At 39.3% G+C, this 24478-nt stretch carries 27 protein-coding genes and 1 pseudogene; 12 read left to right on the top strand and 16 right to left on the bottom strand.

Annotated elements, in window-relative coordinates; genetic code table 11:
- Nucleotides 1-52 precede the first annotated feature (52 nt).
- Entirely contained in the window at nt 53-640 is a 588-nt protein-coding gene (plsY, locus tag ACFFHF_RS23025; protein WP_160548841.1) for a glycerol-3-phosphate 1-O-acyltransferase PlsY, read from the top strand.
- A 131-nt stretch (nt 641-771) separates the two neighbouring features.
- Nucleotides 772-1458: an ATP-binding protein gene (locus tag ACFFHF_RS23030; RefSeq protein ID WP_160548825.1), complete on the top strand. Its 687-nt coding sequence runs from the start codon at nt 772-774 to the stop codon at nt 1456-1458.
- Nucleotides 1459-1549: 91 nt separating this feature from the next.
- Here ACFFHF_RS23030 and ACFFHF_RS23035 read toward each other — a convergent pair whose 3' ends face one another.
- Nucleotides 1550-1720, bottom strand: a complete 171-nt coding sequence (locus tag ACFFHF_RS23035) for a hypothetical protein (RefSeq protein ID WP_340903460.1) — start codon at nt 1718-1720, stop codon at nt 1550-1552.
- A gap of 178 nt (nt 1721-1898) precedes the next feature.
- Here ACFFHF_RS23035 and ACFFHF_RS23040 point away from each other — a divergent pair, with 178 nt between their 5' ends.
- The 3 genes from ACFFHF_RS23040 to ACFFHF_RS23050 all read left to right on the top strand — a co-directional run bounded on the left by ACFFHF_RS23040 (nt 1899) and on the right by ACFFHF_RS23050 (nt 5073).
- The gene (locus tag ACFFHF_RS23040) at nt 1899-2954 is read left to right on the top strand and encodes a phosphatidylglycerol lysyltransferase domain-containing protein (protein ID WP_160548824.1); all 1056 of its coding nucleotides are present in this window, start codon (nt 1899-1901) and stop codon (nt 2952-2954) included.
- A 458-nt stretch (nt 2955-3412) separates the two neighbouring features.
- Nucleotides 3413-4585, top strand: a complete 1173-nt coding sequence (locus tag ACFFHF_RS23045; RefSeq protein ID WP_340903464.1) for a CapA family protein — start codon at nt 3413-3415, stop codon at nt 4583-4585.
- A 200-nt stretch (nt 4586-4785) separates the two neighbouring features.
- A complete protein-coding gene (locus tag ACFFHF_RS23050) occupies nt 4786-5073 on the top strand; it encodes a HesB/YadR/YfhF family protein (protein ID WP_160549972.1) in 288 nt (95 codons plus the stop codon).
- 25 nt (nt 5074-5098) lie between these two features.
- On the opposite strand, the gene ACFFHF_RS23055 is transcribed toward ACFFHF_RS23050, so the two are convergent.
- The 10 genes from ACFFHF_RS23055 to acnA form a co-directional block, all read right to left on the bottom strand.
- Nucleotides 5099-5398 (bottom strand): hypothetical protein, encoded by a 300-nt coding sequence (locus ACFFHF_RS23055; RefSeq protein ID WP_340903467.1) that lies wholly within the window; start codon nt 5396-5398, stop codon nt 5099-5101.
- A 14-nt stretch (nt 5399-5412) separates the two neighbouring features.
- Nucleotides 5413-5847 carry a YbgC/FadM family acyl-CoA thioesterase gene (locus ACFFHF_RS23060; RefSeq protein ID WP_160545986.1) on the bottom strand — a complete coding sequence of 145 codons (435 nt, stop codon included), beginning with the start codon at nt 5845-5847 and terminating at the stop codon, nt 5413-5415.
- The gene (locus ACFFHF_RS23065; protein WP_340903471.1) at nt 5847-8174 is read right to left on the bottom strand and encodes an AAA family ATPase; all 2328 of its coding nucleotides are present in this window, start codon (nt 8172-8174) and stop codon (nt 5847-5849) included. Before ACFFHF_RS23065 ends, ACFFHF_RS23060 begins: the two co-directional genes overlap by 1 nt.
- Before the next feature lie 96 nt (nt 8175-8270).
- The gene (gene tlp / locus ACFFHF_RS23070; RefSeq protein ID WP_160545988.1) at nt 8271-8507 is read right to left on the bottom strand and encodes a small acid-soluble spore protein Tlp; all 237 of its coding nucleotides are present in this window, start codon (nt 8505-8507) and stop codon (nt 8271-8273) included.
- 172 nt (nt 8508-8679) lie between these two features.
- Nucleotides 8680-8823 carry an acid-soluble spore protein N gene (locus ACFFHF_RS23075; protein ID WP_119708493.1) on the bottom strand — a complete coding sequence of 48 codons (144 nt, stop codon included), beginning with the start codon at nt 8821-8823 and terminating at the stop codon, nt 8680-8682.
- A gap of 65 nt (nt 8824-8888) precedes the next feature.
- Complete coding sequence (locus ACFFHF_RS23080) at nt 8889-9020, bottom strand: FbpB family small basic protein (protein WP_119708492.1); 132 nt, start codon at nt 9018-9020, stop codon at nt 8889-8891.
- Nucleotides 9021-9150: 130 nt separating this feature from the next.
- Nucleotides 9151-9657, bottom strand: coding sequence for a redoxin domain-containing protein (locus tag ACFFHF_RS23085; RefSeq protein WP_160545989.1), 507 nt, complete (start codon nt 9655-9657; stop codon nt 9151-9153).
- An 18-nt stretch (nt 9658-9675) separates the two neighbouring features.
- Nucleotides 9676-10098 (bottom strand): hypothetical protein, encoded by a 423-nt coding sequence (locus tag ACFFHF_RS23090; protein WP_377059161.1) that lies wholly within the window; start codon nt 10096-10098, stop codon nt 9676-9678.
- A gap of 82 nt (nt 10099-10180) precedes the next feature.
- Nucleotides 10181-11230, bottom strand: a complete 1050-nt coding sequence (gene mtnA, locus ACFFHF_RS23095; protein WP_160545990.1) for an S-methyl-5-thioribose-1-phosphate isomerase — start codon at nt 11228-11230, stop codon at nt 10181-10183.
- Between the two features lie 120 nt (nt 11231-11350).
- Entirely contained in the window at nt 11351-14059 is a 2709-nt protein-coding gene (gene acnA, locus ACFFHF_RS23100) for an aconitate hydratase AcnA (RefSeq protein WP_160545991.1), read from the bottom strand.
- Nucleotides 14060-14414: 355 nt separating this feature from the next.
- Here acnA and sspO point away from each other — a divergent pair, with 355 nt between their 5' ends.
- Nucleotides 14415-14564 (top strand): small acid-soluble spore protein SspO, encoded by a 150-nt coding sequence (gene sspO, locus ACFFHF_RS23105; RefSeq protein ID WP_160545992.1) that lies wholly within the window; start codon nt 14415-14417, stop codon nt 14562-14564.
- Between the two features lie 43 nt (nt 14565-14607).
- Here the strand turns inward: sspO and ACFFHF_RS23110 are convergent, their stop codons facing one another.
- Complete coding sequence (locus tag ACFFHF_RS23110) at nt 14608-14868, bottom strand: hypothetical protein (RefSeq protein WP_160545993.1); 261 nt, start codon at nt 14866-14868, stop codon at nt 14608-14610.
- A 109-nt stretch (nt 14869-14977) separates the two neighbouring features.
- On the opposite strand from ACFFHF_RS23110, the gene ACFFHF_RS23115 reads away from it, so the two are divergent.
- Nucleotides 14978-15124: a small acid-soluble spore protein P gene (locus tag ACFFHF_RS23115; RefSeq protein ID WP_119708486.1), complete on the top strand. Its 147-nt coding sequence runs from the start codon at nt 14978-14980 to the stop codon at nt 15122-15124.
- A 25-nt stretch (nt 15125-15149) separates the two neighbouring features.
- On the opposite strand, the gene selA is transcribed toward ACFFHF_RS23115, so the two are convergent.
- Nucleotides 15150-16580: an L-seryl-tRNA(Sec) selenium transferase gene (gene selA, locus ACFFHF_RS23120; RefSeq protein WP_377059162.1), complete on the bottom strand. Its 1431-nt coding sequence runs from the start codon at nt 16578-16580 to the stop codon at nt 15150-15152.
- Between the two features lie 108 nt (nt 16581-16688).
- On the opposite strand from selA, the gene ACFFHF_RS23125 reads away from it, so the two are divergent.
- Complete coding sequence (locus ACFFHF_RS23125) at nt 16689-17060, top strand: Hsp20/alpha crystallin family protein (protein ID WP_160545996.1); 372 nt, start codon at nt 16689-16691, stop codon at nt 17058-17060.
- Nucleotides 17061-17115: 55 nt separating this feature from the next.
- On the opposite strand, the pseudogene ACFFHF_RS23130 reads toward ACFFHF_RS23125, so the two are convergent.
- A pseudogene (locus tag ACFFHF_RS23130) lies at nt 17116-17298 on the bottom strand (Rdx family protein); the annotation flags it as partial.
- Nucleotides 17299-17529: 231 nt separating this feature from the next.
- On the opposite strand from ACFFHF_RS23130, the gene selD reads away from it, so the two are divergent.
- Nucleotides 17530-18567, top strand: coding sequence for a selenide, water dikinase SelD (gene selD, locus ACFFHF_RS23135; RefSeq protein ID WP_340903478.1), 1038 nt, complete (start codon nt 17530-17532; stop codon nt 18565-18567).
- 45 nt (nt 18568-18612) lie between these two features.
- On the opposite strand, the gene ACFFHF_RS23140 is transcribed toward selD, so the two are convergent.
- Complete coding sequence (locus ACFFHF_RS23140) at nt 18613-19560, bottom strand: L-threonine 3-dehydrogenase (protein WP_340903480.1); 948 nt, start codon at nt 19558-19560, stop codon at nt 18613-18615.
- A gap of 19 nt (nt 19561-19579) precedes the next feature.
- Nucleotides 19580-20776, bottom strand: a complete 1197-nt coding sequence (locus tag ACFFHF_RS23145; protein ID WP_160545999.1) for a glycine C-acetyltransferase — start codon at nt 20774-20776, stop codon at nt 19580-19582.
- Between the two features lie 342 nt (nt 20777-21118).
- On the opposite strand from ACFFHF_RS23145, the gene ACFFHF_RS23150 reads away from it, so the two are divergent.
- The 3 genes from ACFFHF_RS23150 to ACFFHF_RS23160 are packed head-to-tail and all read left to right on the top strand — an operon-like array spanning nt 21119 to nt 24391.
- Nucleotides 21119-22006 carry a putative selenate ABC transporter substrate-binding protein gene (locus ACFFHF_RS23150; RefSeq protein ID WP_340903483.1) on the top strand — a complete coding sequence of 296 codons (888 nt, stop codon included), beginning with the start codon at nt 21119-21121 and terminating at the stop codon, nt 22004-22006.
- A gap of 10 nt (nt 22007-22016) precedes the next feature.
- Nucleotides 22017-22775: a phosphonate ABC transporter ATP-binding protein gene (locus ACFFHF_RS23155; RefSeq protein WP_340903485.1), complete on the top strand. Its 759-nt coding sequence runs from the start codon at nt 22017-22019 to the stop codon at nt 22773-22775.
- Nucleotides 22772-24391, top strand: a complete 1620-nt coding sequence (locus ACFFHF_RS23160) for a PhnE/PtxC family ABC transporter permease (RefSeq protein ID WP_340903487.1) — start codon at nt 22772-22774, stop codon at nt 24389-24391. The genes ACFFHF_RS23155 and ACFFHF_RS23160 overlap by 4 nt, the downstream gene beginning before the upstream one ends.
- The last annotated feature ends 87 nt before the right edge of the window (nt 24392-24478 follow it).

Raw genomic sequence — 24478 nt, forward strand, 5'->3', positions numbered from 1 at the left:
TACATGGTACAATAATAAGACGGTATATGAAGTGTGAAGGAGTCTTTGTATGATGGAAATTGCATTAATAATTATTGTTTCTTACCTGCTTGGTTCCATCCCCTCAGGGTTAATTGTTGGAAAAGCATTTTACGGTATTGATATCCGTGAGCATGGAAGTGGAAATTTAGGTGGAACCAATACGTTTCGTACTTTAGGGAAAAAAGCAGGGATGATTGTTACCGCTGCGGATATCTTAAAAGGTACACTTGCCTCGGCCCTTCCGATTATGTTCGGAGTGGATGGTCAAATTGATCCTTTAATAGCGGGGATGATTGCGGTTGTTGGGCATATGTATCCTGTGTTCGCTAATTTTAAGGGTGGAAAAGCGGTGGCTACGTCAGGTGGAGTTCTTTTAGCATGTGCTCCAGTGATGTTTCTGGTGATGGTCGTTGTATTCTTGCTTAGCTTATACATAACGAAGTTCGTATCACTTTCTTCAATTATTGCATCCATTGTAGCAGTGATTTATGCAGTGATTGCAAAGGAACCACTGTTAATTATCGTCGTTTCATTACTTTCTTTATTTGTTATTTATCGACATCGAGCGAATATCAAGCGAATTATCAATAAAACAGAACCAAAGATTAAATGGATGTAAGACCCGACAAAGGGTCTTTTTTTTGACTAAAATTTTGCAGGTTTTGACTTTTTTAATGAAAAACATACATATTACGATGAAATTCACCATATAGATGGAGTAGAAATTACGCTAGATGGGAGATAAGAGAAATGACGGACGAGATGAAAAAGTGTGAAACAATGGTTGCTGAAATGGTTCATGAAGTGAAGAATCCTCTGACAACCGTGAAAGGTTTGCTGCAATTATTAAAACCATACTTGGTGATGATAGAAAAAGAACAATATGCGGATCTCGCCATAAGTGAAATCAACCGTGCGGATGAGTTACTTACCGCATATGCTAATTCAAATATAGCCAGTTCTCCTCAGCAAAAGCTTGTGTGTGTGAACAGGTTATTAGAGGAAATGAAATTGCTTTTTGAAAGAGAAGCAAATGTATATAGAATTCAATTTCATACTCAATTCGATCCCGATCTTCTTAAGGTAGATGTTTGTCGTAATGAATTCAAACAAGTGCTCGTCAATTTAGTGAAAAATGCGGTTGAATCACTAATAGAGGTCCAGGATGCCCGAGTCCGAAAAATTACTTTAGAAACCAATGTTCTAGAAAACAGAATACATGTGGTTGTAAAAGATAACGGTTCTGGGATGGATCAAGCGACCCTTGCGCGACTGTTTACCCCCTTTTATACCGAAAAATCTTATGGTACAGGCTTGGGATTATCGATTTGCAAAAAGCTGATTGAAAAGCATAATGGCTTAATCACCGTTGAGAGCCAAAAAAACGTAGGAACCACTTTTCAAATTGCTCTGCCTATTCCAACAGATGTAGACTAATTGTCATAGATAACCCCTAAATAAATATAGAAAAGAAAGGCCCGACAAGAGCTTGTGTAGCTGCTTTCATCGGGCCTTTCTTTTATTTGTGTTAGGTCTCTTTGATTAACTCATCTTCAAAGAAAAAGGTATTTGGGTATTCCTCAACAATGTACGAATACCTCTTCATATTTTTAACATATTGACATTTAGAGATGACGACAGACTCACCAGACACTTTTATGCTTACTTCTTCTCCGCTGTTATATAAATTCTTTTTCATTCTCTCATCCTGTCTTATATTTTAATTTTTGATCCATAGAAAGTTAAGTATTACTCAATTATGACAGTCCTATTTATTTAAATCCAGTTTTTTATGGTTTGGTAAAAATTTTATCACTCTAACAAAGTGGAATATGGTATCTTTATGGAGGTGAATTTTATCAGGAGGAACGAACGATATGACGAATAACATGTTCTCTCTTAGTAAAACAGAGCATAAGGATGAGCGAGTACTTTCCTTCTTAGAAAAAAACGGAGGAAATCATGCTTCTCACTTAATTTTGTTGCGCGATAAAGAGTTGTTTTGGGCTGTAGATGAAAAGGTGTTAATTGCTTATAAAAAAATTGCGAATAAATTGGTTGTATTAGGTGATCCCATCGGTGATGAAACTTATATAGTGGATGCAATAAAAGAATTTCATGAATACTGTGATGAACTACGTTTAACTCCTGTTTTTTATCAAATCAGTGCTAAATACATGCACTATTTTCACGAAACTGGTTTTTCCTTTATGAAGCTTGGCGAAGAAGGTATTGTGGATGTGACAAACTTCTCTCTTGCTGGAAAACAAGGAGCGAAACTTCGTACAAAGTTTAATAAGTTTACAAGAGAAAACTTTCATTTTCGAGTCATCACTCCTCCCTATTCGCATTCATTCCTTGCAGAGCTTCGTGCCATTTCTGAAGAGTGGTTAGGAGACCAAAAGGAAAAAGGATTTTCGGTTGTCTCCTTCAGTGAGGAATATGTTTCTTCATATCCGGTTGCTTTATTAACGAATGCGGAAGGTCGAGTGGTCGCTTTTGCTACATTAGCAACAGATTATAAAGACACAGTAACGATTGATTTAATGAGAAAATCGACTAGTTCCTCATACGGGACAATGGATGTACTTTTTATTCATATCTTTCAATGGGTTAAAGAACATGGATATCAGTACTGCAGCTTAGGTATGGCCCCGCTTGCCAATGTAGGACAAACTAAATACTCGATTACTTCTGAAAAATGGATTCGTTTTATCTTTTTGCATGGTAATACTTTATATAAATTTAAGGGTCTTCAAGAGTTTAAAGGCAAATTCACTTCAAGTTGGGAACCGAAGTATTTGGCTTATAAAAAGTCCCCTTTAATTCTTGTGATTATTCAATTGATTCTATTAATCAATCAACCTCCTTTATCAACGAAAACAAAAGAGGTTGTAGGAAAGCTTAAATATTTGATTAAAAAAGCGGTGTAAGAGGTAAACCAAGAGGTTCACCTCTTTTTTATAACTTGATTACTTGAAAACGTCCTTTACCAAGTACATCGGTTTGGTAGTCAAGTTTGATGTTCTCAAAATAGACCATATCATGATTATGGATAACGATATGAAGGTCGTGAAAAGGTATTACTTGATCCTCCTGTAATGGCTTCTCTTCCAGAGAAAGCTTTAACTGTGGACCTCCTCAGCCTATTCCCATGGTTAATCGAACGTACAGTACTTCCTCTTCTGTTTTCTTCTCTTTTTCAACAGCAGATAGCAAAATTTGATACGCTGATGGGGTAAGTTTTAACATTTTTTGCTCCTCTCTAACAAGAAAATTGTCGCATATTGTAACGCATTTATGACATAATGAAGAAAAGACAACTTTATGATACCCATCTTAGCGAAAAAGTACATGGATTGCCAATAAACTGTATGTAGTAGGTGTTATTATGAGGAAAGTTAGAAAGAAAAAGCGGAAAAACAATATGTGGGTTGGAGCCGCTCTTTCAGGTTCTTTAATCACCGCGTCTTTATTCTTATTTATGAACATGTATGAAAGTGCCAATGCGAGTCCCGTTGTACATAATGAAAAAAATGTGTCCCCTCGTGCACTTGGGGTTGAATCGAAGACTTATGAACAAACGATCACACTTGGTGCCATTGGAGATATTCTGATTCATGATTGGGTGTATGAGGATGCTCAGACTGGCAATGGATATGATTTTCACCCCATGTTTGAGCAAGTTGCAGCAACACTATCTCAACCGGATATTTTGTTAGCTAATCAGGAAACGATACTTGGTGGAGTTGAGTTGGGTATTTCTAGCTATCCGATGTTTAATAGTCCTATAGAAATTGGAAGCGCTATAAAAGATGCAGGAGTAGACATTGTCTCCACAGCAAATAATCACTCTTTAGATAAACGTGAAAAAGGGCTACTTACTTCTCTAACCAATTTAGATCAACTTGGAGTTCCAAGTGTTGGAACATATTCAAGTGCCGAGGATCAGCAAACGTTAACCATGATGGAAAAGAACGGAATTAAGGTCGCCTATCTGTCGTACACATATGGAACGAACGGGATGCCGATTCCTGAAGGTAAGGACTATTTAGTCAACTTAATTGATAAGGAAGCCATGAAAAGTGAAATCCACCGCGCACGTGAAGCCGCTGATATTACTGTCATGAGCATTCACTGGGGTAATGAATATCAACGTTTTCCTACCGAAGAACAGGAAGAACTTGCTCAATTTCTTGTAGATGAAGGAGTAGATATTATCTTTGGTCATCATCCCCATGTACTCCAACCGATGGAATGGTTGAAGGCTTCTGATGGAAGACAAGCTCTAGTGGTCTATTCGTTAGGGAATTTTCTATCTGGACAAATGAGAGATTATAAAGACATAGGCGGTATGGCTTCTATACGAGTGACCAAGCAAATAAATTCAGATGGAACATCAATTCGTCTTTCTGAGCCTGGTTTCTTTCCAACATATGTATCAAATCAAAGACTACAAAATTATCGGGTGGTCCCATTGCAGAATGCTGGCAATTTTGGAATGAGTAACGCCGAAAGCAAGTACAATGAAATACTGACACATATGACAAATAATCTTAAATGAATAAGCGGTGTCTATTTACGGACACTGCTTTTCTTTCCCCTCCCATCCTATCCAAACGTCCAGTGTAGCATACCCCTCAATCAAAATTAGCTGCTAACATAAAGAAAAGCACAGTTGAAATGTACTTTTATCGAGCTTGTTTTTAGCAATTTCGTCCTTTTTGCATTATAATACTCGATATACGGAAGGAGTTTTTCATTATGAATATAATTGTAAATGATCTTGCTGCGGCTTGGTATAAAGAAGAAATGCTGTTAAATAAGGGCGATTATGTACGCTTCTTTGCACGCTATGGTGGCTGTAGTACGGTACAGCAAGGATTTTCATTAGGAGTATCGTCTGAAACACCGCATCAAATTGGATTTGAAGTGGTCAAGGATGATATTCATTACTATATTGAAGAAAAAGATTTATGGTATTTTGATGGTAAGGATTTATTCGTTGATTTTAACGAACAAGTAAATGAGCCAGTCTTTCGATACGAGTAAAAAGCTGATCCAAAGCGGATCAGCTTTATTTTTTCAATAATTTCGTTGCTGCTTCTTTCTCATGTAGCAGCACTCTTTTTTGATGTTCACCTAATAAATCAAAGTGCGAATAGCCATTTTCTCGATAATGAATCCACTCTCGTTTTAAATTATAGGTTTCGCCCCATTTGGCTAACTGATCAAGATCACGACAGCCAACCTTTGTTACAGTAGTGCAATCGGGAAAGCGATCGTCCAACCAGTAATGGGTGAGAAAGGCAATTTCACCACGATCAATTTTCTTTTTCCAAGCTCGTAATTCTTCTCTTTTAATGCCAAAAGCCATCGGTTCTCTCCTTCTTACTCGGTTGCAACTGGCTGCTTTTTATGTTTTTCGTAAGCCTCATGCCAAATCGGAAATTTCTTTCTGATGGAAATCGGGCGGAATGTGTCTTGCATTACACAAACATGCTGGGACATTCCTTTTAGAGCTGTATCTCCACTTTCTGTGAAAATTTCATAGCCATACGTTACACGGAACCCGTCGTACTCTTCAATCCACGTATGGACCATAGCCTTTTCCCCGTATCTTACTGGTTTTTTATACGATGCTTGAATATCAATTACAGGAGATATTACGCCTTCTTTCTCCATATCAGCATATTTAAAACCTAGATCTTCAATGATACTTGTTCGACCTAGCTCCATCCAAACAAGGTAATTCGCATGGTAAACAACTCCCATTTGATCCGTTTCCGCATAGCGTACCTCTATTTCTTTTTTTCCTACTAGCATTAAGATTCCCCTTTTCCTACTTTGTGCAAAGCCATTCTAAGATCGTCTTTAGTTAAAAGTGAAAGATCAGAGTCGTTCTCTTTTGAAATACGTAATGCTTGAACTTGAATGGCTTCGTCAATAACATTTGTTGCAAATCTCCCATTTCCGCTCACAGACAATCCACCAAGTTCCTCTTTTAAGAAAGATAAGGCTTCCCCTTCAAGGGTATAATGATAGCTTGTTGCGTAAGAGACCATGATTTCGATAAGCTCCTCTACCTGATAATCATGGAAATGAAAAAATTTTTTAAAACGAGATTGTAAGCCTGGGTTGCTTTCGAGAAGCTGTTTCATTTCATTGGGATAACCAGCTAGAATAACAACTAAGTTTTCATTGTGCTTCGTCATCTCATCAACGAGAGTATCAATCGCTTCCTTCCCAAAATCTCCTGGTGATTTACTAAGTAAGGAATACGCTTCGTCAATAAATAATACCCCTCCAAGCGCCTCGCGTATTTTCTTTTTTGTTTTGGCGGCTGTTTGTCCAACATATCCCGCTACAAAGTCTGCTCTACTTGTGACAATTAAGTGGCCCCGCTTTAAGTAACCAATTTCCTTTAATGCTCTGGAAAAAACCTTTGCTACCGTTGTCTTTCCCGTTCCAGGATTTCCTGTAAATACAGAGTGCAATTGAACAGGCAAGATGGGTAAGCCACTTTGTAATCTCAGTTTTTGAACTTTTACAAACGAAACGAGCTTCTCCACTTCATCTTTCACATGACCTAATCCGACGAGTAATGCTAAAAGCTCCTCTGCCTTCTTTTCGTTCTGTTCGGTGCTAGTGGCAAAATCGTCTTTATCTAATACGGTGAAATCCAAGACAGATCTTTCGGACTGTTTCTTCGATCCTTTTCTAAAAATCGCATCGAGCACGAGTGTTTGAACGGTTCTCGCATTTCCAAACGTGTCATCGACCCTTTCCATATCAATGCGGTGCTCCAACTCTTTTCTCGCATCAGACGTGAGCAAATAATCGTTATCTTGCGCAAATTTTTCAGCAATCATTAATAGTTCTTCCGTTGAATAGTTATCTAGGTGTATATGGTTGGACCGAGGAAATCTACTTTTTAATCCTGTATTTGAATCGAGGAATTGCCTCATTTCCTCTGGATAGCCTGCAAGTACAACTGCGAATTTCCCACCGTATTCCTTTCCAGTCATTAAGGAAACCAAAGTATCAACAGCTACTTGTCCGTAATCATTTCCGGTCTGGCCTTCCCTTTTTAAGCTATATGCCTCATCGATAAACAGAACACCACCAATAGCCTGCTCGACGGCTTGGCGTACATTCTCTTCCGTTTGACCAACAAACGCTCCAACGAGTCGTGTCCGATCCGTCTCGATGACCTCTTCTCGTGGAAGGATGCCTAGCTCGTGGTAAATTTTTGCTAGCAGTCGAACGAGGGTGGTTTTACCCGTACCAGGATTTCCTGTGATAATCATGTGAAGACTTTGTTCATCCTTTGACTGATATCCCTGTTTTTTTCTTTCCTTTTGGTATTTTAAAAATTCATATAACTGTGAAATGCGTTCTTTCACCTTATTCATCCCAATCATTTCATGAAGGGTATCAAGGGAGTGCTGTGATTTCGGTACGGTCTCTTCTTCGGCAAATAATTGTTCCCATGTTTGTTTTAAGCGATCGAGTTCCTCTAGTGATCCCTTTAAGTCTTGGAAATGAACGGCTGTATGAAACACTCCAGATATGGATTCATCGTATTCTTCGGCTGCCTTTAACATCATGCCGATAACCTCTTGTACTTCAACAAGCGTATCAATCAAGTTTCGATAAATACTCACTATTTCTCCAGTTTGGTTCCGGTAAGCTAGTTGATAGCCAGATTCCAGCTCGTCGATATGTTCATCACTTGTGGATAAAAAGCGTTGGCAAATGGCGATAATATCTACAGCCACCTTCTTTTTTGCAGCGCGATTATCTGTCTCACGCATGGCCGGAAACTTCAGAGAATCGAGGATCGACTTTTTCTTCTTCCACTCAAAATGTGCAAGAAATTCGCTCGCTCTTTGGTTCATTGGATTGAGCTCATATGCTTTGGTCATCCATAAAAAGCTCAGGTGATTCTCTTTCCCATGTTTGGCGGATCTTGATAGGGATGCGATCGAGAGTAGTTTGGAAAGTAAATGGGCATCGTTCTGTTCATGAAGCGAATGAATGGCATGAATGATCTTTGTCTCATCTTCTATAGATCCGGTTTCGCGGAGTTCAGTTTCCCATGCGTCGATTACTTCAGGTGTTAGGGTATGTATTTCTAGTTGTTGTTCCATAATATCACTTCTTTTTTATCTTTATTTTTTTCTATAGTACCATATTTATCTCAAGGCATGAAGAAAGAGGCTGCGAATACAGCCCCTTTGTACTACTTATTCAGTATATCCATTTTGACTAGCTTGTGCTTCTTCTTTTACTTCTGAACGCAACGCATCAAGTGCTTCTCTTCGTCTTTCGTTCTTTGCTTCAATCTCAGCCGCATCTTTGGAATTGCTATGTTCTATAGCTGCTTCAGCTTCTCGCATATTCTCTATTGTGTGAACAATTATTGATTGAATGTTTTCGACATTATCGCTTCTGTCATCAGGATTTGGCTTGTTTTTGACCATGGTCAATTCCTCCTTCATTCATATTAGTGCGGTACAAAGATAGGTTGCCTTTTTGAATCAGAAATAAAAGAGGAAACGAATGGTGTTTTCTTGTACTTTTTTAGCAAAAAATAAAACCCGTCTTTTCGACGGGTTTGTCATAGATTATACATCTTTGGTTTGAATGACTGGGTCATTCACCCTTGGTTTGAATGACTTGGGCATGTTTGCCTGATGTATCATTCATTTTTTTACCATTATTGCCACTGAACCCACGTGGTTGAGTTCCGAGGTGACTTGGAACAAAAGGTTTGGAATTTCTTTTTGGATTTCCCATCACTATCCCTCCTCTTTAAAAAGTATCAGCATTTTTAAAGAGAAACATGTAAGGGAATCCTTCCCTTATTCCGCTTTACCAAGTCTCTTTTCCTCAAGCTTTGCTTCAATTTTATCTAAGGCCTCTTGATCGCGTAATAACTGAAGTTTGTTTTCAGCTACTAGCTCCTCAAAAGAGCGTTTTCTTGGTTTTCTCATGTCGTATTCACCATCCTTATCACTATTATAACAGTCATTATGCCCGGTATTGCATGAAATTATTACAACTTTTTGAAAATTTAATAAAGTGCAAGCCTTTGCAAAATAAAATCTGCCTCATAAAGGCAGATTACATGTTTTTGATATGCTCGCGAATAATCTCGGTTGTCATGACACTTAAATGCTTGCTACGTATGATTCCTTCTCCATCGATAAAATAAGTAGTCGGGATCGTGAGAATTTTGTATAGGGTATTTACTTCATCCTTACTGTCTAATAAAACAGGAAATGTAACATTGGCATCGCGTACAAACTTCTTCACATCGTATTGAGGGTCGATATTAACTGCTAATATCTCAACGTTGTCATCAGCTTCATTGTAGTACTTTTGAATATCAGGCATTTCCGCTTTGCATGGAGGACACCAGGTTGCCCAAAAGTTGAGAATCACTTTTTTCCCACGATAATCCGATAACTTTACCGTTTTTCCGTCAAGGGTCTTTAGTTCGAATTCGGGAGCTTTCTCCCCTACCCGTAAACCTGGGAGATTGTCAGGGGCTGCTTCCGCCATCGTATGAGTAAGAGCAATGGTCATTAACGAAAATAGGAAGAGCGTAAATGTTACTTTTTTAAGCATGTTGTCCCTCCATGTTGATTATTGATGTAGAAATATAACAAAAAATGTGTGGATGATCCAATACGAAATGACGAATGTAAGTAGAGTATAAACTGCCGTCCGAAGCGTGAAAGAGATACTCCACTTGTTTTTATGAACCTTTCTAATAAAAAAAATCACAGCTATAAAAGTCCCCAATAAAAGTCCTTTTGAACCGCCTGTAAAATATAGAATTTCTATCGGCCTTTCAAATAGAATGGATGGTCGAAATAGGACGGTGCTAAATTTAAAAATGAGAAACCATAAAAATAAAGCATTGATTATTTCATCGAAAAACATCTTAAAGAAAGCCTTGTTCTCTTTTAAAATAATCTTTACTGTAATGTATGTTGTTATACCCGCTAATAAGAAATATAGCCATTTAAACGGGATAATTAGCGGACCAAAAACCATTGTCTCCATGAGTAACTCCTTGCTTCTTTTTTCTACTATTATACCCTGACTAGTATAAAAAAAGAGAGCTACAGGGCTCTCTTTATGCAATCTAAATAAATAATTTCTTTAATTCCTCACTGTAATTACCTTTAATGACGCCTTTTTCGGTAATAATTGCCGTGATGAGGTCATGTGGTGTTACGTCAAATGCTGGATTAAATACATTCACGCCTTGAGGAGCTGTTTCAATCCCGAATGCTTGAGTGATTTCTTCTGAACCGCGTTCTTCAATCGGAATATCTTCTCCTGTTGGTGTATCTATGTCAATGGTTGGTGTTGGTGCTGCGACATAAAAAGGAATATTGTGAGCTTTTGCTAACAAAGCCACTCCATATGTTCCTATTTTATTAGCGGCATCACCATTTGCTGCGACACGGTCGCAACCAACAATAACTGCTTGTACCATTCCCTTTTTCATGACCATCGCTGCCATATTGTCAGCAATCAAGGTTACATCTACTCCAGCCTGCATTAATTCCCAAGTAGTTAAGCGTGCTCCTTGAAGAAGCGGTCTTGTTTCATCTGCGAAAACTTTAATATCCATCCCTTTTTCCTTAGCTAAGTAGATAGGTGCAAGGGCAGTACCATATTTCGCTGTCGCAATTCCTCCTGCGTTACAATGTGTAAGAACGGTCATTCCATCTTCAAGAAGGGTTAAGGCATGCTCTCCAATCGCACGACATAGTTCTTCGTCTTCATTACGGATTTCATGTGCTTCTTTTATTAAAGATGCTTTGATCTCGCTAATTGGTTGAGTTTGCTGTTGTTTGACAAGCTCGTCCAAACGATTTAATGCCCAGAATAGATTGACTGCTGTTGGTCTAGATGAAGCTAAATAATCTAAATGCTTTTTAAACACTTGATAAAAAGAATCAAAGCTGTCTTCCGGTGCATCTTTTACGGCTAATACCAGTCCGTATGCGGCTGCAATTCCGATCGCCGGTGCTCCTCTTACCTTTAGTTGTTTAATGGCATCCCATGTATCTTCGACGGATTCAATTTCAATAAATTCAGTAATATGTGGAAGTTTCGTTTGATCTAAGATATGCAAACGACCTTGGTCGTCAAAAGTAACGGATTGAATAAAGTTAGTAGTCATCTTTTGCTCCTCATAATGTTGTAATTGGTTGCTATTATATTTTAACAATATTCTGTATTTGAGCAAACATTTTTTATAAAAAAACCGTACAGCCACTAAACGGCTGTACGGTCTTTTGTATTAGTTTTGTAGCTTATCACGAAGAACCATTGGAAGGATTCCACCGTGACGGTAGTAATCAATTTCTACTTCTGAGTCGAAACGAACAAGAACTTCGAATTCTTTCTTGCTTCCGTCTTCAGCAGTAGCCGTAACCTTTAATAGGTCACGTGGTCTTACGTTTTCGTCCACTTGAACGTCAATTGTTTCTTTACCAGTTAGGCCAAGTGTATCAGCGTTTTCTCCATCCTTGAATTGAAGTGGAAGAACACCCATTAATACAAGGTTTGAACGGTGAATACGCTCAAAGCTCTCAGCTAAAACCGTTTTGATTCCAAGAAGGTTTGTACCTTTTGCTGCCCAGTCACGTGAAGAACCCATTCCATAGTCCTTACCTGCTAGAACAATTAGGCCTGTTCCATCTTGCTTATACTTCATACATGCATCATAGATAGATGTTACTTCGCCAGTTGGCCAGTAAGTTGTAAATCCACCTTCTGTACCAGGAGCCACTTGGTTACGGATACGGATGTTTGCGAATGTTCCGCGCATCATTACTTCGTGGTTACCACGACGAGATCCGTAAGAGTTGAAATCACGAATTTCTACTCCGTTTTCAAGTAGGTATTTTCCAGCAGGTGTGTTTTTACCAATAGCACCAGCAGGAGAAATATGGTCAGTTGTAACTGAATCTCCGAACTTCGCTACTACTTTTAATCCAGCTAGAGGTTTTACTTCTTCTGGATCTGGCTTTAAGCCTTCGAAGAACGGTGGGTTTTGGATATATGTTGAAGTATTATCAAACGTATATAAAGAGTCATTGCTAGTTTGGATTTCATTCCAACGAGCGTTATCATCAAATACATTTTCATATTCTCTTCTGAATAGTTCAGGTGTAACGGTTTGCTTTACTACTTCATTTACTTCTGCAGTAGTTGGCCAAATGTCCTTAAAGAATACATCGTTTCCGTTACGATCTTTTCCAATTGCCTCGTTTTGAAGATCGATATCTACTGTACCAGCAAGTGCATAAGCAACAACTAGTGGTGGTGATGCTAAGTAGTTACCTTTTACTAGTGGATGAATACGTCCTTCAAAGTTACGGTTACCAGAAAGAACAGATGTAATTAGCAGGTCATTTTCTGCCACTGCTTTTTCAATTTCATCCTTAAGGGGTCCTGAGTTACCGATACATGTTGTACATCCGTACCCTACTAGATTGAAGCCTAATTGATCAAGATAAGGAAGTAAGCCAGAATCTGAAAGATAACCTGTTACAACCTTTGATCCAGGTGCTAAAGATGTTTTAACGAATTTAGGTACTTCCATACCAAGTTCAACAGCTTTTTTCGCCACTAAGCCAGCCCCTACTAATACGTATGGGTTAGAAGTATTTGTACAGCTTGTTATCGCAGCGATTGCTACAGCGCCCGTCTTCATTACAGTCGTATCGCCATTGTCAAAAGTAACGGTAACTTCTTTGTCTTTTTCAGACTCTGTTAAACCGAAACCTTGGTTGCCTTGAGGAGCAGTAATCGCTTCATTGAATTCTTTTTTCATTTGAGATAGTGGAATTAAGTCTTGTGGACGCTTTGGACCAGAAAGGTTCGCTTCAATGTCAGCAAGATTAATTTCAACCACATCTGTATAAACAGGATTTAATTCTGGATCGAAGAATAAACCGTTTGCTTGGCAATATGTTTCAACAAGCTTGATTTGCTCTTCAGAACGTCCAGTTAAACGCATATATTCTAGTGCTTCTCCATCAACTGGGAAGAAACCACAAGTTGCGCCGTACTCAGGAGCCATATTAGCAACCGTTGCACGGTCAGCTAATGGTAGTGACACCACACCTGGTCCAAAGAATTCAACGAACTTGTTAACTACGCCTTGCTTACGAAGAACTTGTGTTACTTTTAAGGCAAGGTCTGTAGCTGTTGCACCGTTTGGAAGTTCTCCAATTAATTTAACTCCAACTACTTCAGGAACTGGGAAGTATGAAGGTTGACCAAGCATTCCTGCTTCTGCTTCAATACCACCTACACCCCATCCAAGAACACCAATACCGTTGATCATCGTCGTGTGTGAATCTGTTCCTACTAATGTGTCTGGGAACGCTTCAACTTCACCATCGGCATTTTCGTTTGTTAAAACTACTCCTGCTAAAAACTCAAGGTTTACTTGGTGAACGATACCTGTAGCAGGTGGAACTGCACGGTAGTTATCAAATGCTTTTTGAGCCCAGCTAAGGAACTGATAACGCTCAGTGTTTCGTTCAAATTCAAGATCCATATTTGCTTGAAGTGCATCAGCTGTTCCGTATTTATCAACCTGTACAGAGTGGTCAATTACTAGGTCAACTGGTTTTTCAGGGTTAATCTTGTTTGGATCTCCACCTAAATCAGCCATTGCTTTTCTTAATGAAGCTAAGTCAACAACTGCTGGTACTCCAGTGAAATCTTGAAGAATAACACGTGAAGGCTTGAAAGGTACATCTACTTCTTTCACTTCACTTGTTCCCCATTTTGCTAAGTTTTCAACATGCTCTTTTGTAATAACACGGCCATCATACTGACGAAGTACTGACTCTAGCAATACTTTAATAGAATATGGCAGGTTAGAAACTTTCCCAATTCCTGCTTCTTCTAAAGCTCCTAAATGATAGTAGTGATAGCGCTTCCCGTCGATTTCAAAGGACTTACGGGATTGGAATACATCTTGATTAGACATATGAATTACCCCCATTACAATGTTCATATACCAATAGATTGATAGTAGAAAAGTGAATAAAATGAATTTTCTTCAGACTTTTCTTTCAATATTATCTTAATACAACCTTTTACATAAGTAAATAACAAGAAAGTTATTGTTTTTGATAAGTTGTGCTTATGTTATTTTCTATTGCCTTGTTTAGTATCATTGAAATCATGAGTAAATGTTTGTGGTACTTATGATTCGAACTAAAGAGGCTTGAGGTAAAGCTATGGTGGAAAAATACTGTCCTTATTTTTACTCTAGGAGTTTTGAAAGCTTTATCGGTATGATCCATATCATTTTGGTGAAAATATCAGTGGAGGTGATAGAAATGGCAAAAAGAAAGGCAAACCATGTAATCCCAACCACGAACGCGGCTAGCGCTCAAGGAGCTGGCGCAGGTTATAATGAGGAGTTTTCAAACGAACCGTTAACGGAAATGCAAAAGCAAAATAATAAAAAGAGAAAGAAAAATCAATAGAAGAAAAAAGCTGACTCGATTATCTCGGGTCAGCTTATCTATTTTACTCCGTCATATTTACTTCTGAAACCATTGATTGTAAATCTTGCTGAAATCTTTCCAGCTGCGCTCTTTGGGTTTCAGATGCCACCTCGAGTGCATTTTCTATTTGTGCATATGCTTCGTTAACCTCTTTTTTCAAGTGCTTTAACTGATGACCATAACTAGCACTGTCTTGTACAATATCGTTATACAGCTCCTGCGCTTCATTTACGCCTTGCTGTGCAGCTAAAAATGCATGTTGTTTATCCTCTTTGTAAGGCATGTAAGCCTCTCCTTTCTTTTTTGCTTGAGGTTAAATTGTGCAGGTAACGATAAAAATATTCGGTATAAAAAATCTTGCGCATTCCATCCTATCAATAGGAGGGATGAAAATGAACAAAAATGACGGAAAAGACATGCGTAAAAATGCACCAAAAGGTCACAATAACGGTAGCCAACCTGAGCCACTAAGCGGTTCTAAAAAGGTGAAAAACCGTAACCATACGAGACAGAAGCATAACTCAGGACATGATATGTAAAAATTAAAGAGCTGTAGGTTACTTCCTACAGCTTTTTTGACATCATCCTATCGATGGAAACTAGTGCATGAATCATCATATCCTCTTCCTCAACTGTCACCGTTCGTAAATCCAGTAGAAGTTCGTCCTTTTGAATCCGTCCCACAATAGGAGGGGTGTTTTCGGTTCGTAGACAGTTAGCAAGTGTTTCTGCCGACATGGACTCACTTTTGATATGAACAATTACTGTAGGAAGCTCGACGTCTGGCATCGTCCCTCCCCCTACTTGGCTTGTTGCCTCCCTGCTAGTTGCTGTATAGCCACTTGATTGTTGCGTTAGCCGGTCGATAAACTGATCGGTTCGTATTTGTAACTCTTTTTTTGTGGCTAGCAAATCTCGTACCACTGGAATGGTTTGAATCGCATCTTTTCCTTTACTATAATCTAGTAAAGTCCCCTCAAGGGCTGCTAATGTCATTTTATCTACACGCAACACACGAGCAAGTTGATGTTTTTTCAATTGATCAATTAAAACCTTCTTACCGGCAATAATTCCAGCTTGTGGTCCACCTAGTAGCTTATCTCCGCTAAAAGAAACAATGTCTACTCCTTGTTTAATTACATCAGAAACAACGGGCTCTTCTCCAATTTCGTGTTGACTAAAATCGTAAAGTGCACCGCTACCTAAATCCTCGTAAAAAATTATAGACGGATGCTGATTGGCTAGATCCACCAAATCGGAGGTTTCAACTGACTTTGTAAATCCAATCACTTTAAAATTACTAGTATGTACCTTCATAATCATGGCTGTGTCTTCAGTAACAGCATGTTCAAAATCATACAAATGGGTTTTATTGGTCGTTCCCACTTCTACGAGCTTTGCCCCGCTTTCTTCCATAATAGATGAAATACGGAAGGAACCTCCTATTTCAACCAATTGTCCTCTAGATACAATCACTTCTTTTTGAAAGGCTAGTGCACGCAGAATGAGATATACAGCAGCAGCATTGTTGTTAACAACCATGGCCGCTTCAGCACCAGTTAATCGTTTAATCAGTTCTTCTACATGAACATGTCTTGAGCCCCTTTCTCCTTCTGCTAACTTGTATTCGAGGTTAGAGTAGTTTTGGGCGGTTTGAATCACATGATCCATAGCGTTTTGGCTGAGGCGTGCTCTGCCAAGGTTTGTATGTAAAATGGTTCCAGTGGCATTGATGACCCTTTTAATCGTATATTGATAAGCTTGTGCTAATTCATATTCTGTTTGTTGAAAGAGCTCCTCTAGAAATGGTTGAGAACCCGGAGTTTCTCCTTCCCAGCAACCATTAAGTAATTGCTCGCGAATGGTACTGACGATATTTTTAAGAATCGTACTCATTTCAGTTGTGTCAATTCCGTATGTTTGAGTGAGTGTAGAAAAACGAGCATCTCTTTGAAGCTCATGAATCGGTGGTATATATCGTACAAACTCCTTCAAATGTAACCCTCCAGCCCTTATTTTGCCTGTTTAGTATAACATGTTTCACCGATAGAAAAAATTCTCATACGATAATAACAGTTATCAATACATGAGAGGAACACAGCGATGACATCTTCAAAAAAGAATTCTGACTCCCAGTCAATTGACAAATGGTTAGAAACCTTATTTTTGGACCCGCTTACAACTTTTTTGGACGAAACTGCCTTTCGCATAGATATATTTGAATCAGGGACTCAGTTTATTATCGAAGCAGATATTCCTAACCCATCCACTGAAACAACCGTTTCCCTTCAGGAGAATATGGTTGTTATTTCTGTCAATTGTGGCGGAAAGATTCGAACAAGAAAGGTGGATTGGCCATTTGATGTGAGACAACATGAGGTTAGTGCATACCAAATCGATCAAGTACTAGAGATTACTATTGATAAGGAAAAAACGTTAGCGTCAGTAGATCGTCTAATAGAGATAAAGAGGTAGCCTCTCTTTTTTAAAATGAAAAGCCGCCTTTTACAAGACGGCTTTGTTGCTATATTTAGCTTTCCATTTTAGCAATAATGTCTGGGCTTTTTGGAAATACGCCCGTTTCAGCTTTAGAATAAATCTTTTCTCCATTTACCGTAACTTCGAAAACCCCACCGGATGAAGGTATGAGCTCTAGTTTTGTAATGTCCTTACGGAAATGATTAAACAGGTCCTCCGCGAAACTCGCGGCTTTTGGTGCGTAGTTTCACATCATGCAAAATTCAACTTTTACCTCAAAAGACATTTTCGCTTCCTCCATTTTCAGCAGAAAGATTTCACAAAACTTTCATTTCTTTGTGATAAAACTATTTTATTACAGGGTTACTAGTTTTTGCAAGGCTACGAAATCTCCTGTCGGAAAACGACCAAAAAAGTGCTTTTCCCCCGATTAGGTTGTATACTATTTTATGGAGGTGAGTGATAAATGAGCGAGTTAGAAAACGTACGACTAACTTCCCTTTCTACAAAGGCTGGTTGAGGCTGTAAAATTGGTCCTGAGGACTTAGCGCAAGTTTTGCGCCTTTTACCTGAACAAAAAAGAACACCTGAGTTATTAGTGGGACATGAAACGTCCGACGATGCAGGGGTGTATCAGTTAACCGATTCAATAGCCATCATTCAAACAATTGATTATTTTACACCAATTGTCGATGACCCATATATGTTTGGTCAAATTGCAGCTGCTAATGCGTTAAGTGACGTGTACGCCATGGGTGGAACACCGAAAACAGCATTAAATATTGTTGGATATCCTGTTAAGAAGCTTGGACCTGATATGTTAGCTGAAATTTTAAAAGGTGCAAGCGATAAGGTGGTTGAAGCTGGTGCATTAACAATTGGGGGTCACTCCATTGATGATCAAGAGCCGAAGTTTGGATTGTCTGTAACGGGTATTGTTGACCCTAACAAAATCTGGAAAAACATTGGTGCTCAGCCGGGTGATGTGCTTGTTTTAACGAAGCCAATTGGTGTTGGAATTATGACAACAGGAATTAAGCGTTCGGTAGTAACGAAAGAACAAGAGGAACTTGTTACCTTGCTTATGGCGAAGTTGAACAAGGATGCATGCGAACACTTGCAGGAATTTTCTCCTCACGCCGTAACGGATGTAACAGGGTTTGGTTTACTTGGTCATGCTAGTGAAATGGCTCGAGGCAGTAGTGTGAGTCTTGAGATTGACCTTAATCGTGTTCCTGTTCTTGAAGGTACATATGAGTTAGCGGAGCAAGGAATTGTTCCTGGTGGGTCAAAATCTAATCACGAGTGGCTGAAAAAAGATATTGAATATAATAGTGATATTACTTTACAACAACAGCTCGTCCTATGTGATGCAATAACTTCAGGAGGCTTATTGATTGCTCTTCCTGAAGAAGAAGCAGAAAAGTATACCTCACTAGATTCCACGTATATCGTTATTGGTCGTGTAATTGAAAAGAAAGACAAGCTTATTTATGTAAAATAATATGCATAAAAAGGGTCTGACAACAACGTCAGACCCTTTTCTACTTTAGATCATTTTCTTTCTTAGTTTTTCAAGCATATCAATCGTCATCGTTTCTAAATTATACTTAGTTGTAAAGCCCCATTCTTCCTTTGCAGCCGTACAATCAATTGAATCTGGCCAGCTGTCAGCGATCCCTTGTCTAATGGGGTCTACATCATATTTCATCGTGAAGTGTGGAATATGCTTTTTTATTTCAGCTGCTATTTCTTCCGGTGCAAAGCTCATAGCTGTCACATTAAAGGAATTTCGATGGATAAGCTGGGATGAATCCGCTTCCATCAAATCAACAATAGCATTCAAAGCATCCGGCATGTACATCATATCCATGTACGTTCCTTCTTTTATATAAGAGGTATACTGTCCGAATTTTAGAGCCTTGTAATAGATTTCTACAGCATAATCAGTCGTGCCTCCACCGGGTGCTGTTACGTAAGAAATTAATCCAGGAAAACGGAGACCTCTCGTATCAACTCCGTAACGATGATAGTAATAATCAGATAATAGCTCACCCACTACCTTATTAACACCGTACATAGTCGTTGGACGATGTATGGTGTCTTGAGGAGTATTAACTTTCGGAGTCGTTGGACCAAAAGCTCCTATTGAGCTCGGAGTGAAAAACTGACTTTTGGTCTCGCGAGCGGTTTCTAAAGCATTCATTAAGCCGCCCATATTTAAATTCCAAGCAAACACAGGGTTTGCTTCTGCTGTTGCTGAAAGAAGCGCGGCCATATGAATAACGGTATCTGTTTTGTGCTTCTTCGCAACATCAAGCATTCTAGCTCCGTCTGTCACATCTACAATCTCAAAAGGTCCAGCTAAGGCTGCTTCGCTCTCGTTCTTACGAATATCAGTTGCCACCACATTGTCGGCACCGTATAATTCTCTTAATTTAACGGTTAACTCTGAACCGATTTGCCCTAATGCCCCCGTTATCAAAATGCGTTTCATGTTTCTCCTCCAATTATGCTTACTCAGTGATGATTCCTAGCTCTTTCCCTACTCTTTCATAGATGACAAGCGCTTGATCTAGCATCTCCTTTGTATGAGCTGCGGAAGGCATATTTCTTACTCTTCCCGTCCCTTTTGGTACCGTTGGGAAGACAATCGATTTGGCGTACACACCCTCTTTATACAGACGCTTGCTAAATTCCTGAGTTTTTACTTCCTCACCGATGATACATGGAGTAATGGGTGTTTCACTGTTTCCGATATTAAAACCTAATTTGACAAGACCTGCTTTTAAATAATTTGCATTTTCCCAAAGCTTTTCGTTCAGTTCCGAGCTTTCCGTTAACAATTCGACAGCACGAATACTTGCAGCCACATCAGCCGGAGTTAAAGAGGTGGAGAATAAAAACGGTCTACTGCGAACCTTCAACCAGTCGATTAAATCTTTCTTCCCTGCCACATATCCGCCGACGACTCCAATGGCTTTTGATAAAGTTCCGATTTGAAGATCTACTTTGTCGGATAGTCCAAAGTGTTTAACCGTTCCTGCACCCTTTCCAAGTACACCAGAACCGTGCGCATCATCAACGTACGTAATTAAATCAAACTCTTCTGCAATTTGAACGATTTCAGGCAGCTTGGCAATGTCACCATCCATGGAAAATACCCCGTCCGTAATTACCATTACTTTATTGTAGAGTCCTGACTCTGTTGCATCCTTTGCTTTTGCATGAAGATCATCCATGTCTGAATGATTGTAACGAATGATTTTTGCTCGTGATAAGCGGCATCCATCGATAATGGAAGCATGGTTTAATTCATCAGAAAGAATCGCATCGTTTTTATCCATAATTCCCGAGATAGCAGCCATATTACAATTAAAGCCTGATTGGTAGGCGATGGCAGCTTCTGTTTGCTTAAATTGAGCTAATTTCTCCTCAAGTTCTAAGTGAAGCTTTAACGTTCCGTTGATTGTCCGGACAGCTCCCGCTCCTACTCCAAACTGTTGAATGGCTTCTGTTGCAGCTTCTTTTAGACGAGAATCAGTTGCAAGTCCCAAATAGTTATTAGAGGAAAGATTCACGAGCTCTTCCCCGTTAATTATAATCATGGGACCGTTCGCACTTTCTAGTGGGTCGATGACGTTATAAAGACCCTTCCCCTTTAAATCTTCGAGATTTTCAGCTAAAAACGTGGCTAACTTCTTACTTGACATTCCATTCATCCCCCTTGCAATGTTGTTTCGGAATAAACAACTGTCCACTGGAAAAAGACAGTTGTTATGTAGTTGAATCGTTGAAATATAAAGGTTTTTATAGTTATTACTTTAGCATATTTTTATACGTTGTGCATAGTGCGTGGACAAATTTCGCCTGAGTTATCTACTCGAAATTGATAATGTATTCCTATTACAATAAATCAGTAGTGTAAAACTTAAAATTTTAGTATGATTAGAAAATGAGGTTTTTTATGATTACTTAAATAACGTGAGGAAAATGTATTAGTCAGGATTGTTATTCTACATAAAAAATATTTATTAAGATTTGGGGGAACTAAAATGAAAAGATTAGTCACTTTTTTTGCGTTTGTTTTACTGCTTGGTCTTCTAAGCGGTTGTGCGGAGGAGAATAAAGAGACATCTGAACAAGAAGAGACAACAAAGCAAACACTTAAAATTGGTGCGATTCCTGACCAAGATGTTTCGGTTCTAAGTCGAAGCATGGGCGAAGTGGCAGAATATCTTTCTAATGAGACAGGTTTAGAGGTTGAGTATGTCCCATCCGTAGACTATGCAGCGCTAGTAACGGCCTTTGAAAGAGGAGAAATTCAATTAGCTTGGTTTGGTGGTTTAACAGGTGTTCAAGCAAGAAGCCTGGTTCCTGACGCGGAAGCTATCGCTCAAAGACCTCGTGATGAAGAATTCAAATCTGTTTTTATCGCTCAAAAAGAACTTGGATTAACATCGTTAAGTGATTTAAAAGGAAAAAGCTTTACTTTTGGTAGCGAAAGCTCCACTTCTGGGCATTTAATGCCTCGATATTATTTAATGGAAGAAGGCATTGATGCCGACCAAGATTTTAACGGCAAACCATCTTACTCAGGCTCTCACGATAAAACTTATAAGCTAGTAGAATCAGGTGCTTATCAAACGGGTGCTTTAAACGTAGCTGTTTGGGAAGCAGCAGTTGCTGAAGGAAAAGTCGATACAAACAAGGTGGATGTATTTTATACGACCCCTGCCTACTACGATTATCACTGGACAATTAATACACTTGAAGGATACGATTCTGACGTCAAGCAAAAAATAACAGATGCCCTCCTTTCTATGGGTAGTGACCAGCAAACGATTTTGGATCTTTTCCAAACGGATAAGTTTATTGCAACAAAAAATGAAAACTACGAAGCCATTGAAAAAGTGGCCAAACAAATCGGTATTATTAAATAGAGGTGTAGATGTGGAGACCAGTCAAAACATCATCGAATTAAACGATGTATCAGTCTCTTTTGACGGGAAGATAGCCTTATCTTCCCTTTCTTTATTGATTAAAAAGGGTGAACGAATTGCCTTAATTGGCCCGAGTGGTGCGGGAAAAAGCACGCTTTTAAATGTACTATCTTTGTCAAATGTCAGTGGAACGGGCAACATCATGATTGATGGGCAACCTCCTTCCTTTTATCGTAACCGCAAAGTACGTGCCAAAAAAATTGGTGTGATTCGTCAGCAGTTCGATTTAGTAAATGCCCTCCCTGTTATACATAACGTTTTAGCTGGGAAACTAGCGGACTGGAGTTTATTTAGATCTGTTCTTTCCCTAGTGATTCCTCAAGAAAAGATAATGGCCGAACAAGCACTCTCACGAGTAGGTTTGGGTCACAAAATTCTTGAGCAAACCGGCTCATTGTCTGGTGGTGAGCAGCAGCGTGTGGCATTTGCCAGATTGCTCGTGCAACAGCCTGAAATTATACTAGCAGATGAACCGGTGGCCTCTCTCGATCCTGCTCGAGCCGAAGATGTGTTAGGCATATTGACAAAGCTTGTTCAAGAAGAAAATCAAACACTGATTACAAGCCTTCATTCCGTCGATTATGCAAAAAAGTACTTTACTAGAGTCATTGGACTAAGAGAAGGTGGAATGGTTTTCGATCTTCCTGTTGACCAATTAACAGATCGTCACCTCAAAGAGTTATACAAATTGAGGGAGACGAGCGAATGAAACAGAGTCTCCGATTTCAACAAAAAAACCTTCTCACTATTATTTTAGTCCTTGTGTTTTTATGGAGCTTACATGTGATTGATTGGAAGGAGCCACTTCTTCATCCGGGTGGAGGTGCCACCTTCCTCCAGATCATTGAGGCGATAATACACCCTGATCTTTCCCCAGAGATTCTTCTTCTTGCCCTTAATTCTGCTTGGTTGACGATTACCTATGCAGTGGCAGGAATGACAATTGCCATCGTGATTGCTGTTGTTTTTGGGGTTCTGGCTTCAGGTGTATTACAAAGCTCTCAGAAGCCTTTTTCTTCATTGAGTAAAAGCTTTTTTCGAGCAATTCTTGGTTTCCTTCGTGCTATTCATGAGCTGGTTTGGGCATTGCTGTTTGTAGCTGCTTTCGGTTTAACGCCTTACTCTGCTATTTTGGCTATCGCCATTCCTTATGGAGGCATTCTAGGGAGAATCTTCGCTGATATGCTGTCAGATGTAAATAATGAACCGATACAATCGTTACAGTCAACAGGTGCGTCTAGGTGGCAACTGTTATTTTACGGCTATATTCCACTGGTAAAAGCAAATATGATTTCATATACCATGTACCGTTTTGAATGTGCGGTTCGTTCCTCTGCGGTCATGAGCTTTGTTGGCTTAGGGGGACTTGGATATCAGATCCAGCTTTCATTGGATGATCTAAATTACGAAGAAGTGTGGACGTTTGTATTATTTTTGATGGCCATTGTAATCGTCATAGATGGATGGAGCAGTCAATGGCGTTCTCGTTTAGCGAAACGCTCGTCACGCTTTTCCCTGCTATCATTTTTCATATCCTTTGCCTTAGTAGTTGGATCATGGATGTATTTGTATGTAGTCGAGCATGCCTCTTTATTCACTTTGTTTACAGACGAAAATGGTCAGTATGCGAAAAAGTTCTTCTTAAGCTTACTTGGAGTTGGCGAAGAGTCTCCGGCCTTTTTTTCGGCTCAAAGCTGGCTTCCTATTCTGCAGCTGACTTATGATACGCTCATGATGAGTATTATGGCTATTGGGATAGCAACGATCGTTATGCTGATCACAGTTGTACCTGCTGCCCGTAACGTAGCGAATGGAAAGCTAACGATGAGTCGTTCCCCTTTTCATTGGGTATCTTTCCTACTCATACGCTCGTCCTATATTTTGAGTAGAGCGGTACCGGAACTGATTTGGGCTATGATGATCATCTTTATTTTCCAGCCGGGTATTCTTCCTGGGGCTGTTGCACTAGCCCTTCATAACTTTGGTATACTTGGAAAGCTATGTGCTGAAGTTATTGAAGATCTTGATGAAAGGCCTATTCGGCATCTTTCTTCTTCAGGTGCGAGTCACGCACAAATCTTATTGTATGGTGTTCTTCCCTCCGTTCTTCCGAAGTTTTTAAGCTTTATCCTCTATCGTTGGGAAGTAATCATGAGAACAACGATTGTTGTAGGTTTTGTTGGAGCGGGAGGGCTTGGTCAGCAGTTCAAGCTTAGCATGAGTTATTTCCATTATTCAGATATCACATTGATTATTTTTTGTTATTTATTGCTTGTTTGGTTGGCGGACTTTTTATCTGAGCTTTCTCGTAAAATAGCCAAATGATAGAAACTTGAGTACCTCTTTTTTAGGCGGTGCTCTTTCTTTATGCCAATAATAGCAAACATTAACATTCATTAGGAAAAGCGAGTA

Source organism: Robertmurraya beringensis (genome assembly GCF_042433785.1).
Taxonomy (GTDB): domain Bacteria; phylum Bacillota; class Bacilli; order Bacillales; family Cytobacillaceae; genus Robertmurraya_A; species Robertmurraya_A beringensis.

Coding starts and splice junctions, on each gene's coding strand:
- plsY (WP_160548841.1), top strand. CDS start 53: ATGGAAATTGCATTAATAATTATTGTTTCTTACCTGCTTGGTTCCATC.
- ACFFHF_RS23030 (WP_160548825.1), top strand. CDS start 772: ATGACGGACGAGATGAAAAAGTGTGAAACAATGGTTGCTGAAATGGTT.
- ACFFHF_RS23035 (WP_340903460.1), bottom strand. CDS start 1,720: ATGAAAAAGAATTTATATAACAGCGGAGAAGAAGTAAGCATAAAAGTG.
- ACFFHF_RS23040 (WP_160548824.1), top strand. CDS start 1,899: ATGACGAATAACATGTTCTCTCTTAGTAAAACAGAGCATAAGGATGAG.
- ACFFHF_RS23045 (WP_340903464.1), top strand. CDS start 3,413: ATGAGGAAAGTTAGAAAGAAAAAGCGGAAAAACAATATGTGGGTTGGA.
- ACFFHF_RS23050 (WP_160549972.1), top strand. CDS start 4,786: ATGAATATAATTGTAAATGATCTTGCTGCGGCTTGGTATAAAGAAGAA.
- ACFFHF_RS23055 (WP_340903467.1), bottom strand. CDS start 5,398: ATGGCTTTTGGCATTAAAAGAGAAGAATTACGAGCTTGGAAAAAGAAA.
- ACFFHF_RS23060 (WP_160545986.1), bottom strand. CDS start 5,847: ATGCTAGTAGGAAAAAAAGAAATAGAGGTACGCTATGCGGAAACGGAT.
- ACFFHF_RS23065 (WP_340903471.1), bottom strand. CDS start 8,174: ATGGAACAACAACTAGAAATACATACCCTAACACCTGAAGTAATCGAC.
- tlp (WP_160545988.1), bottom strand. CDS start 8,507: ATGGTCAAAAACAAGCCAAATCCTGATGACAGAAGCGATAATGTCGAA.
- ACFFHF_RS23075 (WP_119708493.1), bottom strand. CDS start 8,823: ATGGGAAATCCAAAAAGAAATTCCAAACCTTTTGTTCCAAGTCACCTC.
- ACFFHF_RS23080 (WP_119708492.1), bottom strand. CDS start 9,020: ATGAGAAAACCAAGAAAACGCTCTTTTGAGGAGCTAGTAGCTGAAAAC.
- ACFFHF_RS23085 (WP_160545989.1), bottom strand. CDS start 9,657: ATGCTTAAAAAAGTAACATTTACGCTCTTCCTATTTTCGTTAATGACC.
- ACFFHF_RS23090 (WP_377059161.1), bottom strand. CDS start 10,098: ATGGAGACAATGGTTTTTGGTCCGCTAATTATCCCGTTTAAATGGCTA.
- mtnA (WP_160545990.1), bottom strand. CDS start 11,230: ATGACTACTAACTTTATTCAATCCGTTACTTTTGACGACCAAGGTCGT.
- acnA (WP_160545991.1), bottom strand. CDS start 14,059: ATGTCTAATCAAGATGTATTCCAATCCCGTAAGTCCTTTGAAATCGAC.
- sspO (WP_160545992.1), top strand. CDS start 14,415: ATGGCAAAAAGAAAGGCAAACCATGTAATCCCAACCACGAACGCGGCT.
- ACFFHF_RS23110 (WP_160545993.1), bottom strand. CDS start 14,868: ATGCCTTACAAAGAGGATAAACAACATGCATTTTTAGCTGCACAGCAA.
- ACFFHF_RS23115 (WP_119708486.1), top strand. CDS start 14,978: ATGAACAAAAATGACGGAAAAGACATGCGTAAAAATGCACCAAAAGGT.
- ACFFHF_RS23125 (WP_160545996.1), top strand. CDS start 16,689: ATGACATCTTCAAAAAAGAATTCTGACTCCCAGTCAATTGACAAATGG.
- ACFFHF_RS23140 (WP_340903480.1), bottom strand. CDS start 19,560: ATGAAACGCATTTTGATAACGGGGGCATTAGGGCAAATCGGTTCAGAG.
- ACFFHF_RS23145 (WP_160545999.1), bottom strand. CDS start 20,776: ATGTCAAGTAAGAAGTTAGCCACGTTTTTAGCTGAAAATCTCGAAGAT.
- ACFFHF_RS23150 (WP_340903483.1), top strand. CDS start 21,119: ATGAAAAGATTAGTCACTTTTTTTGCGTTTGTTTTACTGCTTGGTCTT.
- ACFFHF_RS23160 (WP_340903487.1), top strand. CDS start 22,772: ATGAAACAGAGTCTCCGATTTCAACAAAAAAACCTTCTCACTATTATT.